The 16,025-nt window shown below is 67.5% G+C and carries 14 protein-coding genes, 1 tRNA gene and 1 pseudogene; 7 read left to right on the top strand and 9 right to left on the bottom strand.

Annotated elements, in window-relative coordinates:
* From HA630_RS13360 to tsaD, 9 genes and pseudogenes are all read right to left on the bottom strand, one after another.
* Positions 1–176, bottom strand: a pseudogene (locus tag HA630_RS13360) (NADH-quinone oxidoreductase subunit B); the annotation flags it as partial.
* Between the two features lie 26 nt (positions 177–202).
* Positions 203–562, bottom strand: coding sequence for an NADH-quinone oxidoreductase subunit A (locus tag HA630_RS13355; RefSeq protein WP_166835332.1), 360 nt, complete (start codon positions 560–562; stop codon positions 203–205).
* A 41-nt stretch (positions 563–603) separates the two neighbouring features.
* A tRNA-Leu gene (locus tag HA630_RS13350) sits at positions 604–688 on the bottom strand.
* Positions 689–796: 108 nt separating this feature from the next.
* Positions 797–1,162, bottom strand: coding sequence for a preprotein translocase subunit SecG (gene secG, locus HA630_RS13345; RefSeq protein WP_166835330.1), 366 nt, complete (start codon positions 1,160–1,162; stop codon positions 797–799).
* 24 nt (positions 1,163–1,186) lie between these two features.
* A complete protein-coding gene (gene tpiA, locus HA630_RS13340) occupies positions 1,187–1,939 on the bottom strand; it encodes a triose-phosphate isomerase (protein ID WP_166835328.1) in 753 nt (250 codons plus the stop codon).
* Between the two features lie 37 nt (positions 1,940–1,976).
* The gene (locus HA630_RS13335) at positions 1,977–2,969 is read right to left on the bottom strand and encodes an NAD(P)H-quinone oxidoreductase (RefSeq protein ID WP_166835334.1); all 993 of its coding nucleotides are present in this window, start codon (positions 2,967–2,969) and stop codon (positions 1,977–1,979) included.
* A gap of 28 nt (positions 2,970–2,997) precedes the next feature.
* A complete protein-coding gene (gene pnp / locus HA630_RS13330) occupies positions 2,998–5,127 on the bottom strand; it encodes a polyribonucleotide nucleotidyltransferase (RefSeq protein ID WP_166835326.1) in 2,130 nt (709 codons plus the stop codon).
* Between the two features lie 221 nt (positions 5,128–5,348).
* Positions 5,349–5,615 (bottom strand): 30S ribosomal protein S15, encoded by a 267-nt coding sequence (rpsO, locus tag HA630_RS13325; RefSeq protein ID WP_166835324.1) that lies wholly within the window; start codon positions 5,613–5,615, stop codon positions 5,349–5,351.
* Positions 5,616–5,764: 149 nt separating this feature from the next.
* Positions 5,765–6,811 (bottom strand): tRNA (adenosine(37)-N6)-threonylcarbamoyltransferase complex transferase subunit TsaD, encoded by a 1,047-nt coding sequence (gene tsaD / locus HA630_RS13320; RefSeq protein WP_166835322.1) that lies wholly within the window; start codon positions 6,809–6,811, stop codon positions 5,765–5,767.
* 90 nt (positions 6,812–6,901) lie between these two features.
* Here tsaD and HA630_RS13315 point away from each other — a divergent pair, with 90 nt between their 5' ends.
* The 7 genes from HA630_RS13315 to HA630_RS13285 all read left to right on the top strand — a co-directional run.
* Positions 6,902–8,182 (top strand): nitrate regulatory protein, encoded by a 1,281-nt coding sequence (locus HA630_RS13315; protein WP_166835320.1) that lies wholly within the window; start codon positions 6,902–6,904, stop codon positions 8,180–8,182.
* Positions 8,183–8,497: 315 nt separating this feature from the next.
* A complete protein-coding gene (locus HA630_RS13310; RefSeq protein ID WP_166835318.1) occupies positions 8,498–9,784 on the top strand; it encodes a CmpA/NrtA family ABC transporter substrate-binding protein in 1,287 nt (428 codons plus the stop codon).
* A gap of 13 nt (positions 9,785–9,797) precedes the next feature.
* Positions 9,798–10,712, top strand: a complete 915-nt coding sequence (gene ntrB / locus HA630_RS13305; protein ID WP_166835316.1) for a nitrate ABC transporter permease — start codon at positions 9,798–9,800, stop codon at positions 10,710–10,712.
* A complete protein-coding gene (locus HA630_RS13300; RefSeq protein ID WP_166835314.1) occupies positions 10,709–11,536 on the top strand; it encodes an ABC transporter ATP-binding protein in 828 nt (275 codons plus the stop codon). The genes ntrB and HA630_RS13300 overlap by 4 nt, the downstream gene beginning before the upstream one ends.
* Positions 11,537–11,635: 99 nt before the next feature.
* Positions 11,636–14,140, top strand: a complete 2,505-nt coding sequence (gene nirB, locus HA630_RS13295; protein WP_166835312.1) for a nitrite reductase large subunit NirB — start codon at positions 11,636–11,638, stop codon at positions 14,138–14,140.
* The gene (gene nirD / locus HA630_RS13290; RefSeq protein WP_166835310.1) at positions 14,137–14,535 is read left to right on the top strand and encodes a nitrite reductase small subunit NirD; all 399 of its coding nucleotides are present in this window, start codon (positions 14,137–14,139) and stop codon (positions 14,533–14,535) included. The genes nirB and nirD overlap by 4 nt, the downstream gene beginning before the upstream one ends.
* 37 nt (positions 14,536–14,572) lie before the next feature.
* Positions 14,573–16,025 (top strand): molybdopterin-dependent oxidoreductase (locus HA630_RS13285; RefSeq protein WP_166835308.1); only part of this gene is annotated, 1,453 nt, incomplete at its 3' end.

Genomic DNA, 16,025 nt, shown 5'->3' with positions numbered 1-16,025 from the left:
AACACCTCGGCGCCGAAGCGGGCCAGGTCGTAACGGGCGGTGGCCGCGTGCATCATTTCCACCGCGCAACACGCGAGGCCGAACGTCATCGGCCACAAGGAACCGGTTTTGGCCCAGTTCACCACCGAGTCGTAACTGGTGGTGATGAAGCCTTCTTTGAAGACGCCTTCGATCATCTGAACTCCTGCGCGTTACGCGAACGTCATTCCCAATCCAGGGCGCCCACTTTCCAGGCGTAGACAAAACCCACGATCAGATCGACCAGAAACACCACCCCCACCCAGAAGCCGTAGGAGCCGATGTCGGTGAACGCCACCACCCAGGGAACCAGGAAGGTGATTTCGAGGTCGAACAGAATGAACAGGATGGCGACGAGGTAGTAACGCACGTCGAACTTCATCCGCGCGTCTTCGAAGGCCTCGAAGCCGCATTCGTAGGGGGAGTTTTTGGCGGGGTCGGGCCGGTTCGGCCCGAGTATGTACCCAAACACCTGGGGGAGTACCCCAACAGCGATACCAACCAAGACAAACAAGAGAACTGGAAGGTATTGCTCTAGGTTCATTTGGCTTTCCCGCAGGCGCCCGCGGGGCGCCTCGTTTGTATTGGTGCCGACGGCGAGACTCGAACTCGCACAGCTTTCGCCACTACCCCCTCAAGATAGCGTGTCTACCAATTTCACCACGTCGGCATGAAGTTGTTTTGCTGTTGCAGTGGATGGCTTGGCTGAACCGCACCACCCACTCAACAGACCACGATTCTACTCTGAAAAATCAGGGATTTTCCTTACAAGCAACGCTCACTGGCCGGGGATCTGTGCGGCTCCCGTGGCCGGGGTCGCTGGCACGGCGGCGGCGCCATCGACCGGGGCGGACGGGGCCGGCAGCTTCTCGAGCACGCTGCCCGACGCCGCCGGCTGGGCACCGCCAAAGTAGGCGAGGCACAGGGTGGCCACCAGGAACACGGTGGCCAGCGCCGCGGTGCTGCGCGACAGGAAGTTGGCGCTGCCCGAGGCGCCGAACAGGCTGGCCGAGCCGCCCCCACCGCCGCCGCCGAAAGCGGCACCGGCGTCGGCCCCCTTGCCGTGTTGCACCAGGATCAGGCCGATCATGGCAATGGCCGACAGCAGTTGCACCGCCAGCAGAATGGTCATCAGAACGCTCATGGGTTACTCCAGATGGGTGACGCTTCAGCCGTGAACCGGGCACGAAGCGATGATGCTGAGAAATTCGTCCGACTTCAACGACGCGCCGCCGATGAGTCCGCCGTCGATGTCGGGCTGGCACAGCAGCTCGGCCGCGTTGGCCGGGTTCATGCTGCCGCCATAGAGGATGCGGATGCGGTCGGCGTGGGCGGTGGCCGCCTGCAACTGCGCCCGCAACACGGCGTGCACCGCCTGGGCCTGCGCGGGCGTGGCCGTCTGGCCGGTGCCGATCGCCCAAACCGGCTCGTAAGCCACCACGATTTCGCTGGTGCAGTGGCCCACGGTGTGGATCACCGAGGCCAGCTGGCGCTTGACCACCAGCTCGGTGCGGCCGGCTTCGCGTTCGGCCAGGGTTTCACCCACACACACGATGGGGGTGATGCCCGCGGCCAGCACACGCTGGGCCTTGGTGGCCACGGTGTCGTCGGACTCGCCGTGGTACCGGCGCCGCTCGGAATGGCCGACCAGGGCGTAGCGGCAGGCGAAGTCGCGCAGCATGGCGGCGCTGGTTTCGCCGGTGTAGGCGCCATGTGGGTGGGCCGAAGCATCCTGGGCACCCCACGCCAGCGGCGTGCCCTGCAGCAGTTGCTGCAGCTGGGCCAGGTAAGGCATGGGCGCGCACACGGCCACATCGGCCGCGGCACGGTCGGGCCAGCCCCGCAACAACGCGCCCAGCAGGGCGGCGTTGTCGGCCAGGCCGCCGTTCATTTTCCAGTTGCCAACGATGAGTTTGTTCATGCGCTCCAATCCCGTCTCGGGCCTGCACGCGGCCGGCTCACGCCCGCCAGTCGAGCAGGAGCTTGCCGATGTGCTGGTTGGACTCCATCAGGGCGTGGGCGTCGGCCGCCTGGGCCGCCGGGAACACCCGGAACACCACCGGCCGGATCGCACCGCTGGCCAGCAAAGGCCAGACGTGCTGGCGCAGGCTGGCCGCGATGGCCGCCTTGAACGCCACCGGCCGCGGCCGCAGGGTGGAGCCGGTGAGGGTGAGGCGGCGGCGCAGCACTTGGCCGGCGTTCACCTCGGCGTTGACACCGCCCTGCACCGCGATGATCACGAGGCGGCCGTCTTCGGCCAGGCAATCCAGCTCTCGCGCCACGTAAGGCCCGGCCACCATGTCGAGGACCACGTCCACGCCTCGGCCGCCGGTCAGGTCGGCCACTTCGCGCACGAAGTCCTGGGTTTTGTAGTGGATGGCGTGGTCGGCGCCCAAGGCCAGGCAGGCCCGGGCCTTCTCGTCGCTGCCCACGGTGACGATGACGCGGGCCCCCAGGGCCTTGGCCATCTGGATGGCGGTCACGCCGATGCCGCTGGAGCCGCCCTGCACCAGCAGGGTCTCGCCCGGCTGCAGCCGACCGCGGTCGAACACATTGCTCCAGACGGTGAAAAAGGTCTCGGGCAGGCCCGCGGCCTCCACATCGGTCCAACCGGCGGGCACCGGCAGGCATTGCGCCACCGGGGCGACACAATACTCGGCGTAGCCGCCACCGGCCACCAGCGCGCACACATGGTCGCCCAGTTGCAGGCCCGCCTCGGCCAGGGCTGCGGCGTCACCCGCCTCGACCACGCCCGCCACCTCCAGCCCCGGGATGTCCGAGGCACCGGGCGGCACCGGGTAGTTGCCGGTGCGCTGCAACACGTCCGGGCGGTTCACGCCCGAGGCCGCCACGCGGATCAGCAGTTCCCCGGCGCCGCCCACGGGGCGCGGGCGCTCGGTCAGGCGCAACACCTCGGGCGCCCCGTAGGTGGCGATCTCGACGGCTCGCATCGTCTGGCTCATGCCCGCCACCCCAGACTTACTGCTGCTGTTGCTGCTGTTGCACGCCGGCGTCGTCGCGGTCCAGCAGCGCCTTCATGGACAGCTTGACGCGGCCCTTTTCGTCGGTTTCCAGCACCTTGACCTTGACGATCTGGCCTTCCTTGAGGAAGTCGGTGACCTTCTCCACGCGCTGGTGCGCGATCTGGCTGATGTGCAGCAGACCGTCCTTGCCGGGCAGCAGGTTGATCAGGGCGCCGAAGTCCAGGATCTTGGTGACCGGGCCTTCGTAGACCTTGCCGATTTCGACTTCGGCGGTGATCTGCTCGATGCGGCGCTTGGCCTCGTCGGCCTTGGCGGCCTCGGTGGCGGCGATGGTGATGGTGCCGTCTTCCTCGATGTTGATCTGGCAGCCGGTCTCTTCGGTCAGCGCGCGGATGACGGCGCCGCCCTTGCCGATCACGTCACGGATCTTCTCGGGGTTGATCTTCATGGTGAACAGCTTGGGCGCGAAATTACTCACTTCGGTCTTGGCTTCGCCCATGGCGTCCTGCATCTTGCCCAGGATGTGCATGCGCGCTTCCTTGGCCTGGGCCAGCGCGACCTGCATGATTTCCTTGGTGATGCCCTGGATCTTGATGTCCATCTGCAGCGCGGTCACGCCGTTGGTGGTGCCGGCCACCTTGAAGTCCATGTCGCCCAGGTGGTCTTCGTCGCCTAGGATATCGGTCAGCACCGCAAAGCGGTTGCCGTCCTTGATCAGGCCCATGGCGATGCCGGCCACGTGGGCCTTCATGGGCACGCCGGCGTCCATCAGCGCCAGGCAGCCGCCGCAGACGGAGGCCATGGACGAGGAACCGTTCGATTCGGTGATTTCAGACACCACGCGCAGGGTGTAGGGGAATTCTTCCTTGCTCGGCAGCGCGGCGATGAGGGCGCGCTTGGCCAGGCGACCGTGGCCGATTTCGCGGCGCTTCGGCGAGCCCACACGACCGGTTTCGCCGGTGGCGAAGGGCGGCATGTTGTAGTGCAGCATGAAGCGGTCTTCGAAGTCGCCGCTCAGGGCGTCGATGCGCTGCGCGTCGCGGTCGGTGCCCAGCGTGGCCACGACCAGCGCCTGGGTTTCACCGCGGGTGAACAGCGCCGAGCCGTGGGTGCGCGGCAGCACGCCATTGCGGATTTCGATGGCGCGCACGGTGCGGGTGTCGCGGCCGTCGATGCGGGGCTCGCCGGCCAGGATCTGGCCGCGCACGATCTTGGCTTCGATTTCGAACAGCAGGCCTTCGATGGCCACGCTGTCAAAGGCCACGCCTTCGGCCTTCAGGGCGGCCATCACGTCGGCGTAGGCGGCACGGCAGGCCTGGGTGCGGGCCTGCTTGTTGCGGATCTGGTAGGCGGCCTCCAGCTTGGCCTTGGCCAGGCCGTCGATCTTGGCGATCAGGGCCTCGTCTTTGGCCGGGGCCTGCCAGTTCCACTCGGGCTTACCGGCGTCACGCACCAGTTCGTTGATGGCGGCGATGGCGATGTTGCCCTGCTCGTGGCCAAACACCACGGCGCCCAGCATGATCTCTTCGCTCAACTGCTGGGCCTCGGACTCCACCATGAGCACGGCGGCCTCGGTGCCGGCCACCACCAGGTCCATCTGGCTGTTCTTGCGCTCGGTCTGGCCCGGGTTCAGCACGTATTCGCCGTTGATGTAACCCACGCGAGCGGCGCCGATGGGGCCGTTGAACGGGATGCCCGACACCGACAGGGCGGCGCTGGTGGCGATCATGGCCGCGATGTCGGCGTCCACCTCGGGGTTCAGCGACAGGGTGTGGATGACCACCTGCACTTCGTTGAAGAAGCCCTCGGGGAAGAGCGGGCGGATCGGGCGGTCGATCAGGCGGCTGGTCAGGGTCTCGAATTCGGACGGGCGGCCTTCGCGCTTGAAGAAGCTGCCCGGGATCTTGCCGGCGGCGTAGGTCTTCTCGAGGTAATCGACGGTCAGCGGGAAGAAGTCCTGACCGGCCTTGGCTTCCTGCTTGGCCACCACGGTGGCCAGGACCACGGTGCCCTCGATGTCGAGCAGCACGGCGCCGCTGGCCTGGCGGGCGATTTCGCCGGTTTCCATGCGGACCGTGTGTTGGCCCCACTGGAAGGTTTTGGTGACTTTGTTGAACATGGTCATGGTGTGCTCCTGGGTGTTCGGGCGCAGACAACGGCGCCCAGGGTGGGGAGCGCCCTCTTCAGAACACGATGCCATTCCAGCGGGCCTGCGGACGGGCACAAGCCCGTTGGAATGACACAGCTTCGCTCTGAACGGCGGCAACTCCGGTGAAAAAAGCAAAAAACGCCTGGGGCGGCTGAGCTACCCAGGCGTTTGGCGGGTTCAGTGCTTCGGCAAACCGATTACTTGCGCAGGCCCAATTTCTGGATCAGCGCCAGGTAGCGGTCGGCGTCCTTGGACTTCAGGTAGTCCAGCAGCTTGCGGCGGCGGCTCACCATCTTCAGCAGACCGCGGCGACCGTGGTGGTCTTTGTGGTGGGTCTTGAAGTGGGGGGTCAGCTCGTTGATGCGGGCGGTCAGGATACCGACCTGCACCTCGGGGCTGCCGGTGTCGTTGGCGGCGCGGGCATTGGCGGCAATCACTTCGGCCTTGGCGGCTTGAGAAATCATGAGAATTTTCCTAATGTGGACATGCATCCCGTCGCAGGTGGCCCAACGGTGCCAGAGGCATCGGGGTTTGCCGCTACGGGCGTGAATTGCCTGCGATAAAACAAGCAACCATGGATTATAGCCGGAGACGAGAGCGCAGCCTAACGCCCTCAAACCACCGACAGCTCGGCCAGCGGCCAGCGCGGTTTCACGTCGAAGCTGTAGCAGCGCGCCTCGGCCGGCACCAGCCCCGCCTGGACCCGCATGCCGGCGGCCAGTGCGATCATGGCGCCGTTGTCGGTGCACAGGTGCAGTTCGGGGTAATGCACCCGCACGCCGCGGCGCTGGCAGGCCGCGTCCAGCTGCGCCCGCAGCAGGCGGTTGGCACCCACGCCGCCGGCCACCACCAGCCGGCGCAGGCCGGTCTGCTGCAGCGCTGCCAGCGACTTTTTCACCAGCACCTCGACGATGGCGGCCTGCGTGGCAGCCGCCAGGTCGGCGCGGCGGGTGTCCAGGTCGGCACCGAGTTTTTTGGCCTGGGTCAGCACCGCCGTTTTGAGGCCGGCGAAAGAAAAATCCAGGTCGCCGCTGTGCAACAGCGGGCGCGGCAGCTTGAAAGCGTCGGCCTGGCCCTGTTCGGCCAGTCGCGCCAGCGCCGGGCCACCCGGGTAACCCAGGCCCAGCAGCTTGGCGGATTTGTCAAAAGCCTCGCCGGCGGCGTCGTCGATGGTTTCGCCCAACAGCGCGTAGCGGCCCACGCCGTCCACGCGCATCAGCTGGGTGTGGCCGCCCGAAACGAGCAGGGCGACAAAGGGAAACTCGGGCGGGTCGGCACTGAGAAAGGGCGACAACAGGTGGCCTTCCAGGTGGTGCACTCCCAGGGTGGGCCGCCCCAACGCCGCGGCCATGGCGCAGGCCACCCCGGCCCCCACCAGCAGCGCGCCGGCCAGGCCGGGACCGCGGGTGTAGGCCACCAGCTCGACCTCGGCCAGCGCGCGCCCGGCCTGCGCCAGGGTGGCTTCGGTCAGCGGCAGCACGCGGCGGATGTGGTCGCGGCTGGCCAGCTCGGGCACCACGCCGCCGTAGGCCCGGTGCATCTCGATCTGGCTGTGCAGCGCGTGGCCCAGCAGGCGCGGCACCCCGCCCTGCCCGGCGGCGGCCTCGACCAGCGCCACCCCGGTTTCGTCGCACGACGATTCGATTCCCAATATCAACATGCCGCCAGTGTACGGCGGTGCACAATAGCGGGGTAAACCCTGAGCGGCACCCGGTGCCCGCAGGCCCACGAACGCCCACCCCTGGCCCCGATGAAAACCGGTTTGAGCTTCCTGATGGCCGCCAAGCAGTGCGAGATGGCGGACCTGCGGCAACTGCAGCAGACCAGCGCGCTGGTGCGGGTGACCTCGCGCATGATCCACGAACTGCAGCGCGAGCGGGGCCTGAGCAACCTGTTCCTGGGCTCGCGCGGCGAACGCTTTGGCGAGGCCCTGCGCGGCCAGACCGGCGCCAGCGACGCCACCGCAGTGGAGTTGCGCGCCGCCTTTGACGGCCTGGACACCGGCGCCGGCCGGCACGACAACGGCGCCCGGCTGTTCAGCCGCATCGCCTACGTGCTGCACGGCCTGGGCGCCCTGCCGGGCCTGCGCAGCGGCATCGCGGCCCTGCAGTGGACGCCTGCGCGCGCCACGGCGGCCTATGGGCAGCTGATCGCCGGGCTGCTGGCGGTGGTGTGCGAAGCGGCCGACACCGCCAGCGACCCCGCCATTTCACGCCTGCTGGTGGCGCTGTTCAATTTCATGCAGGGCAAGGAATTCGCCGGGCAAGAACGCGCCACCGGCGCGGCCATGTTCGCCAGCGGCGCCACCGAACACGATGCGCAGCAGCGGCTGCTGCACCTGATCGACTCGCAGGAACGCTGCCTGCAGGTGTTCAGCGACTTTGCTAGCCACGACACCCGCAGCCTGTGGCGCGAGTGCCAGCGCGCCTCGGCCCTGGTGGAGCTGGAACGGATGCGCCGCCTGCTGGGCACCGCCAGCGTGGGCGGGCCGCTGAACACCCAGCTGAGCCAGCCCTGGTTCGACTGCTGCAGCCAGCGCATGGACGAGATGCGGCTGGTGGAGAACCAGATGACGCAGGAGCTGCTGCAGCGCTGCGCCACACAACTGGCCGCCACCGACCAGGAACTGCAACACCTGCAGGAGCTGCAGGCCCGGCTGGACGGCCCGCAGGCCAGCGCCGGCACCGACCCGGCGGTGCTGGAGCAGTTTTTCCACGACGCCCGCCCCTCGGGCACCGCCCCGACCCAGCCGGTGGGTTCGCAGCTGGAGCGCTCGGTGCTGGACATGGTGCAGGCTCAGGCCCAGCGCCTGCAGTCCATGGCCGACGAGCTGGACACCGTGCGCGCCAGCCTGAACGAGCGCAAGGTGATCGAGCGCGCCAAAGGCCTGCTGATGGCCCACCGCCAGCTCAACGAAGAAGCCGCGCACAAGGCCATGCGCCAGATGGCGATGAGCCAGAACAAACGCCTGGTGGACGTGGCCGAGGCGGTGCTGGCCATGCGCGACGTGCTGGCGGCAAGCGGCCGCTGACACACCCACGCACCGACTCAGTGCCTCGGCGCACCGCGGCGCGCACGGCACGCACCGCCGCGGCCCATCGCGCCGGCGGAGGCGCCGGGGGCGTCGGTCTTTTCTGCCCTGGCAACCTCTGGAAATCGACCGCTGGCTTTCACCTGGCACGGCTTCTGCTAGAGGGTTGACAGCGATTTGAGCCAACGGCGGCACGAATCGACGTCTTCCCGGACACATGGACAACGGCGTCCATCGCCCACTGGTTGGCCCAGTGGTGCGGTGGACGCCGTTTTTCGTGGGCCCGGGCCTTGAAGTCCCGCTCCAGGAGTTGTCATGCCCCACACCCCCTCCACCGCCGCAACGGCCCTGCCCCCGACCGACCGCCCCGCCACCCCCAACCGCCGCGCCTGGCTCCAGCAGGGTGCGGCCCTGACCGGCGCGGCGCTGTTCTCCAGCCTGGGGCACCACGGCGTGTGGGCCGCCGGCTCCGACGCCCCGGAAAAGAAAGAGGTCAAGATCGGCTTCATCCCGCTGACCGACTGTGCCAGCGTGGTCATGGCCTCGGTGCTGGGCTTCGACCAGAAGTACGGCGTCAAGATCATCCCGACCAAAGAGGCCAGTTGGGCCGGCGTGCGCGACAAGCTGGTCAACGGCGAACTGGACTTGGCCCACGTGCTCTACGGCCTGATTTACGGTGTGCACCTGGGCACCGCCGGCCCCAAGAAGGACATGGCGGTGCTGATGAACCTGAACCACAACGGCCAGGCCATCACCCTGAGCAAGGCGCTGGCCGGCCAGGGCGCGGTGGACGGCCCCAGCCTGGCCAAGGTGATGGCGCAGAAACCGCGCGAATACACCTTCGCCGGCACCTTCCCCACCGGCACCCACGCCATGTGGATGCACTACTGGCTGGCGGCCGCGGGCATCAACCCGCTGTCGGGCGCCAAGCTGATCACCGTGCCACCGCCGCAAATGGTGGCCAACATGCGCATCGGCAACATGGACGGCTTCTGCGTGGGCGAGCCCTGGAACCACCGCGCGATCATGGACGGCATCGGCATCACCGCCAACACCACCCAGGACATCTGGAAAGACCACCCAGAAAAGGTGCTGGGCACCACCAGCGAATTCGTGAGCAAGTACCCCAACACCACCCGCGCGGTGATGATGGCGGTGCTGGAGGCCAGCCGCTGGATCGACGCCGGCCTGCAGAACAAGCTGAAGATGGCCGAAACGGTGGCGCAGAAGAGCTACATCAACACCAGCGTAGACGCGATCAACCAGCGCATCCTGGGCCGCTACCAGAACGGCCTGGGCAAGACCTGGGACGACCCGAACCACATGAAGTTTTTCAACGACGGGTTGGTGAACTTCCCCTTCCTGAGCGACGGCATGTGGTTCCTGACCCAGCACAAGCGCTGGGGTTTGCTCAAGAGCCACCCCGACTACCTGGGTATCGCCAAACAGGTGAACCGGGTGGACCTGTACAAGTCGGTGGCCGGCGCCATGGGCATCGGCGTGCCCAAGGACGTGCTGCGCAGCAGCAAGTTCATCGACGGTGTGACCTGGGACGGCAAGAACCCGGCCCAGTACGCCGACGGTTTCAAGATCAAGGCCTGAGGAGGGTTGCACCATGGTCAGCGCCGTGTTTCACGCCCCGCTGGAGTCGGCGCCGCCGGCGTCCAGCCCTTCTGCCCTTCACCCCCAAGCCGGCGCTGCGCCGGTGGTGGCGGCCGCCACGCCGCCCGCGCCGCGTGCCGGCTTCGACGCGTCGGCCCTGGCCTGGGCCGTGGTGCCCCCGGTGCTGGGCCTGGCCCTGCTGGTGGGCCTGTGGTACTTGGTGTCGGTGTCCACCGGCAGCAGCATCCCGACCCCGCTGGACACCTGGACGCAGGCCGTGGCGATTTTTTCCGACCCCTTCTACCGCAACGGCCCGAACGACCAGGGCGTGGGCTGGAACGTGCTGATGTCGCTGCAGCGCGTGGCCATGGGCTTCGGCCTGGCCGCGCTGGTGGGCATTCCGGCGGGCTTTGCCATCGGCCGCTTCGATTTTCTGAGCCGCATGTTCAACCCGCTCATCAGCCTGCTGCGCCCGGTCTCGCCGCTGGCCTGGCTGCCGATCGGCCTGCTGGTGTTCAAGGGCGCCAACCCCGCGGCGATCTGGACCATCTTCATCTGCTCCATCTGGCCGATGGTCATCAACACCGCGGTGGGCGTGCAGCGCGTGCCGCAGGACTACATGAACGTGGCCCGCGTGCTCAACCTGAGCGAGTGGAAGATCGTCACCAAGATCCTGTTCCCGGCGGTGCTGCCCTACATGCTGACCGGCGTGCGCCTGGCGGTGGGCACGGCCTGGCTGGTGATCGTGGCGGCCGAGATGCTGACCGGCGGCGTGGGCATCGGCTTCTGGGTCTGGGACGAGTGGAACAACCTGAACGTCACCAACATCATCGTGGCGATCTTCGTCATCGGCATCGTCGGCCTGCTGCTGGAACACGCCCTGATCCAACTGGCCACGGCCTTCACGTTCGAAGAGGTGAAATCATGAGCGACAGCAAGTACATCCGCATCGAAGGCGTGGCCCAGACCTTCAAGACGAAAAAGGGCCTGTTCCCGGCGCTGCGCGACATCGACCTGACGATCGCCAAAGGCGAGTTCGTGGCCCTGATCGGGCACTCGGGCTGCGGCAAGTCCACCTTGCTCAACCTGATCGCCGGTCTGACCAGCCCGACCCAGGGGGTGCTGCTGTGCGCCGGGCGCGAGATCGCCGGCCCCGGCCCGGAGCGCGCGGTGGTGTTCCAGAACCATTCGCTGCTGCCGTGGCTGACCTGCTTCGACAACGTCTATCTGGGGGTGGAGCGGGTGTTCGGCTCTGGGGCGCGCAGCACCGGTCAGAAGGCCGAAGGCAAGGCCCAGCTGACCGAACGCACCCACGCCGCGCTGGCCCTGGTGGGGCTGACGCACGCGGCGCAGAAGCGCCCAGGCGAAATCAGCGGCGGCATGAAGCAGCGCGTGGGCATTGCCCGCGCCCTGGCCATGGAGCCCAAGGTGCTGCTGATGGACGAGCCCTTCGGCGCCCTGGACGCGTTGACCCGCGCCAAGCTGCAGGACGAGCTGCTGGACATCGTCGCCCGCACCCAAAGCACGGTGGTGATGGTGACGCACGACGTGGACGAAGCGGTGCTGCTGTCCGACAAGATCGTGATGATGACCAACGGCCCCGCCGCCACCATTGGCGAGGTGCTGACGGTGGACCTGCCACGCCCGCGCCACCGGGTGGAACTGGCCGAAGACCCGGCCTACCTGCACTGCCGCAAGGCGGTGATCGACTTCCTTTACACGCGCCAGGCGCACGTGGAAAAGGCCGCCTGACCGAGCCCGGTCACCCCCCCCGAAACCCCAGCGAACCACGGCCGGTCGGACACCGGTCGGGGGGTCGCTCACCCCTGAATGTGGAGTTGGAGCTGCGCCATGGACATGCGAGTCGAACCCAAAAGCAAAATGAAACTGGTGATGGTGGGCAACGGCATGGCCGGCGTCCGGGCGCTGGAGGAGCTGTTCAAGCTCGCCCCGGACCTGTACGACATCACCGTCTTCGGCGCCGAGCCGCACCCCAACTACAACCGCATCCTGCTGTCGCCGGTGCTGGCCGGCGAGCAGACGCTGGAGGAGATCGTCCTCAACGACTGGTCCTGGTACCAGGAGCACGGCATCACCCTGCACGCCGGCTGGACGGTGACCGCGGTGGACCGCACCCGCCGCCTGGTGCACGCCCGCAACGCCCAGGGCCAGACCCAGAGCGTGGCCTACGACCGGCTGGTGCTGGCCACCGGCTCCAACCCCTTCATGCTGCCCATCCCCGGCAAGGACCTGCCGGGCGTGCTGGCCTACCGTGACATTGCAGACACCCAGGCCATGATTGATGCGGCCACGGTGCACAAACACGCGGTGGTGATTGGCGGCGGCTTGCTGGGCCTGGAAGCCGCCAACGGCCTGATGAAACGCGGCATGGAGGTGACGGTGGTGCACGTGGGCCCCTGGCTGATGGAGCGCCAGCTCGACGAGGTGGCGGGCCAACTGCTGCAACAGTCGCTGGAACAGCGCGGCATGAAATTCCTCATGGGCGCACAGACCCAGGCGCTGCTGGCCAACGACAGTGGCCGCGTGGCTAAGGTGCAGTTCAAGGACGGCAGCACCGTGCCCGCCGACCTGGTGGTGATGGCCGTGGGCATCCGCCCCAACACCGCGCTGGCCGAGAGCATGCACCTGCACGTGAACCGCGGCATCGTCGTCAGCGACACGCTGCAGACCGTGACCGACCCGCGCATCTACGCCGTGGGCGAATGCGCGGCGCACCGCGGCATCGCCTACGGCCTGGTGGCGCCGCTGTTCGAGCAGGGCAAGGTGCTGGCCAACCACCTGGCCGAATTCGGCATCGGCCGCTACACCGGCTCGCTCACCTCGACCAAGCTCAAGGTCACCGGGATCGACCTGTTCAGCGCCGGCAACTTCATGGGCGGCGAGGGCTGCGAAGAAATCCTGATGAGCGACCCGGTGGGCGGCGTCTACAAAAAGCTGGTCATCCAGAACGACCAGCTGGTGGGCGCCTGCCTGTATGGCGACACCGTGGACGGCTCCTGGTACTTCAAGCTGCTGCGCGAGGGCCGCAACGTGGCCGACATCCGCGACAAGCTGATGTTCGGCGAAAGCCACATCGGCGACGTGGGCCACGAGGGACACACCAAGGCCGCCAGCATGCCCGACGACGCCGAGGTCTGCGGCTGCAACGGCGTGAACAAGGGTGCGATCTGCAAGGCCATCAAGGACAAAGGCCTGTTCACCCTGGACGAGGTGCGCAAGCACACCAAGGCCAGCGCCAGCTGCGGCTCGTGCACCGGCCTGGTCGAGCAAATTTTGATGTTCACCGCCGGCGGCGACTACAGCGCCACCCCGAAGAAAAAGCCGATGTGCGGCTGCACCGACCACAGCCACGCCGACGTTCGCGCCGCCATCGCCACACCGCTGGCCGACGGCGGCAAGCTGCTGAGCACCGGCGCCGTGTTCCAGCACCTGGGCTGGAAAACCCCGAACGGCTGCGCCAGCTGCCGCCCGGCGGTGAATTACTACCTCATCAGCACCTGGCCCAAAGAAGCCAGGGACGACCCGCAAAGCCGTTTCATCAACGAACGCAGCCACGCCAACATCCAGAAGGACGGCACCTACAGCGTCATCCCGCGCATGTGGGGCGGCGAAACCACGGCAAGCGAACTGCGCCGCATCGCCGACGTGGTGGACAAGTACGCCATCCCCACGGTCAAGGTGACCGGCGGCCAGCGCATTGACTTGCTGGGCGTGAAGAAAGAAGACCTGGTGGCGGTGTGGAAGGACCTGGACATGCCCAGCGGCCACGCCTACGCCAAGGCACTGCGCACGGTGAAGACCTGCGTCGGCAGCGAATGGTGCCGCATGGGCACGCAGGACTCCACCCAAATGGGCAAGGACCTGGAGCGCGCCATGTGGCGCATGTACGCCCCGCACAAGGTGAAGTACGCCGTCAGCGGCTGCCCGCGCAACTGCGCCGAAGCCGGCATCAAGGACGTGGGCATCATCGGCGTGGACAGCGGCTGGGAGATGTACATCGCTGGCAACGGAGGCATCAAGACCGAAGTAGCGCACTTCTTCACCAAGCTCAAAACCGCCGAAGAAGTGCTGGAGTACACCGGCGCTTTCATGCAACTTTACCGTCTGGAAGGCTGGTACCTGGAACGCACCGTGCACTACGTCAACCGCGTGGGCCTGGACTACGTGAAAAAGAAGATTCTGGACGACCACGAAGGCCGCCAGGCCCTGTGGGCGCAGTTGCAGGCCGCCTTGGAGGGCGAGCCCAACCCCTGGTTCGAATTCGCCAAGGCCGAAGTGGATGTCCGCCAGTTTGAACCCGTCAAGACCGTTGTGAAAGAAGGAGCCTCGGCATGAGCACCCCCCAACCCGAATGGACCCTGATCTGCCGCGTGGAAGACATTCCCGTGCTGGGCTCGCGCCGCGTGGCCCGCGCGCAGGGGCTGGACGTCGCCGTCTTCCGCAACACCGAGGACGAGGTGTTCGCCCTGCTCGACCGCTGCCCCCACAAGGGGGGGCCGCTGAGCCAGGGCATCGTCTTCGGGCGCAGCGTGGCCTGCCCACTGCACAACTGGACCATCGGCCTGTGCGACGGACAGGCGGCTGCGCCGGACGAAGGCTGCACCCCCCGCTTCAACGTGAAGGTGGAAGCGGGCGAAGTGTGGCTGGACGCGCACGAACTGGCCACCCAGGCCACCGACCAGACGCGCCCGATTGCTGGCCCGGCGCGGCGCTGCAGCCAAGCCGCCTGAGCCCCTTTTAACGAACCGCCCCGCCCAGGAGAACACCGTGACCACCCCCACCCGCGAAACCCGGTCCACCTGCCCATATTGCGGGGTGGGGTGTGGGGTGATCATCGAATCGGTGGGCGAGCGCATCACCCACGTGCGGGGAGACCCGGACCACCCGGCCAACTTTGGCCGACTGTGCACCAAGGGCTCCACCCTGCACCTGACGGCGGACCCGGCGATTGCCCGTCAGGTGCGCCTGCTGCAACCCCTGGTGCGAGCGCAGCGCGGTGCCACACCGCAGCCGCTGGGCTGGAACGCCGCGCTCGACCTGGCGGCCGATCGCCTGTCCACCATCGCCCGCACCCACGGCCCTGACGCGCTGGGTTTCTACGTCAGCGGCCAGTTGCTGACCGAGGACTACTACGTCTTCAACAAGCTGGCCAAAGGGCTGCTGGGCACCAACAACATCGACACCAACTCACGCCTGTGCATGAGCAGCGCGGTGGCCGGCTACAAGCTCACCCTGGGTGCCGACGCCCCGCCCGCCTGCTACGACGACGTGAACCACGCCGACTGCCTGTTCATCGTCGGCAGCAACGCGGCCTGGGCGCACCCGGTGCTGTTCCGCCGCATCGAAGACGCCAAGGCGCAGCGCCCGGGCATGAAAGTCATCGTGGCCGACCCGCGCCGCACCGACACCGCCAGCCTGGCCGACCTGTACCTGCCACTGCAGCCGGGCACCGACGTGATGTTCTTCCACGGCCTGCTGCACATCCTGCTGGCCGAGGGCTGGGTGGACACGGACCACATCGCCCGCCACACCAGCGGCTTTGACGCCCTGCGCGAGCTGGTGCAAACCTACACCCCCGACACCGTGGCCCAGATCTGCGGCGTGCCCGTGGCCGACCTGTTCACCGCCGCCCGCTGGTTCGCGGGTGTGCCAGACGATGCCAGCCTGGTATCTGCCAGCACGCGCCTTCGCACGCTGAGCCTCTATTGCCAGGGCCTCAACCAATCCACCAGCGGCACCGCCAAGAACGCCAGCCTCATCAACCTGCACCTGGCCTGCGGGCAGATCGGCCTGCCGGGCGCGGGGCCCTTCTCCCTCACCGGCCAGCCCAATGCCATGGGCGGGCGCGAGGTGGGTGGCCTGGCCAACCTGCTGTCGGCCCACCGCGACCTGGCCAACCCGGTGCACCGCGCCGAAGTGGCGACTCTCTGGGGCCTGAATACCGACATCGAATTGCCGGCCACCCCCGGCAAAACCGCGGTAGAGATGTTCCAGGCCGCCGCCGACGGCGACATCAAGGCCTTGTGGATCGCCTGCACCAACCCGGCCCAGTCCATGCCTGACCAGGCCACCGTGCGCCGTGCGCTGGAGCGTGCCGAGTTCGTGGTGGTGCAGGAAGCCTATGCCAGCGCCGCCACCTGCGACTGGGCCGACCTGCTGCTGCCCGCCACCACCTGGGGCGAGAAGGAAGGCACCGTCACCAACAGCGAGCGGCGCATCA

This window comes from Aquabacterium sp. A08, assembly GCF_011742065.1.
The sequence above is the reverse complement of the archived record's forward strand: the minus strand, read 5'-3'. Positions and strand labels throughout refer to the sequence as shown.

Coding starts and splice junctions, on each gene's coding strand:
- HA630_RS13355 (WP_166835332.1), bottom strand. CDS start 562: ATGAACCTAGAGCAATACCTTCCAGTTCTCTTGTTTGTCTTGGTTGGT.
- secG (WP_166835330.1), bottom strand. CDS start 1,162: ATGAGCGTTCTGATGACCATTCTGCTGGCGGTGCAACTGCTGTCGGCC.
- tpiA (WP_166835328.1), bottom strand. CDS start 1,939: ATGAACAAACTCATCGTTGGCAACTGGAAAATGAACGGCGGCCTGGCC.
- HA630_RS13335 (WP_166835334.1), bottom strand. CDS start 2,969: ATGCGAGCCGTCGAGATCGCCACCTACGGGGCGCCCGAGGTGTTGCGC.
- pnp (WP_166835326.1), bottom strand. CDS start 5,127: ATGACCATGTTCAACAAAGTCACCAAAACCTTCCAGTGGGGCCAACAC.
- rpsO (WP_166835324.1), bottom strand. CDS start 5,615: ATGATTTCTCAAGCCGCCAAGGCCGAAGTGATTGCCGCCAATGCCCGC.
- tsaD (WP_166835322.1), bottom strand. CDS start 6,811: ATGTTGATATTGGGAATCGAATCGTCGTGCGACGAAACCGGGGTGGCG.
- HA630_RS13315 (WP_166835320.1), top strand. CDS start 6,902: ATGAAAACCGGTTTGAGCTTCCTGATGGCCGCCAAGCAGTGCGAGATG.
- HA630_RS13310 (WP_166835318.1), top strand. CDS start 8,498: ATGCCCCACACCCCCTCCACCGCCGCAACGGCCCTGCCCCCGACCGAC.
- ntrB (WP_166835316.1), top strand. CDS start 9,798: ATGGTCAGCGCCGTGTTTCACGCCCCGCTGGAGTCGGCGCCGCCGGCG.
- HA630_RS13300 (WP_166835314.1), top strand. CDS start 10,709: ATGAGCGACAGCAAGTACATCCGCATCGAAGGCGTGGCCCAGACCTTC.
- nirB (WP_166835312.1), top strand. CDS start 11,636: ATGGACATGCGAGTCGAACCCAAAAGCAAAATGAAACTGGTGATGGTG.
- nirD (WP_166835310.1), top strand. CDS start 14,137: ATGAGCACCCCCCAACCCGAATGGACCCTGATCTGCCGCGTGGAAGAC.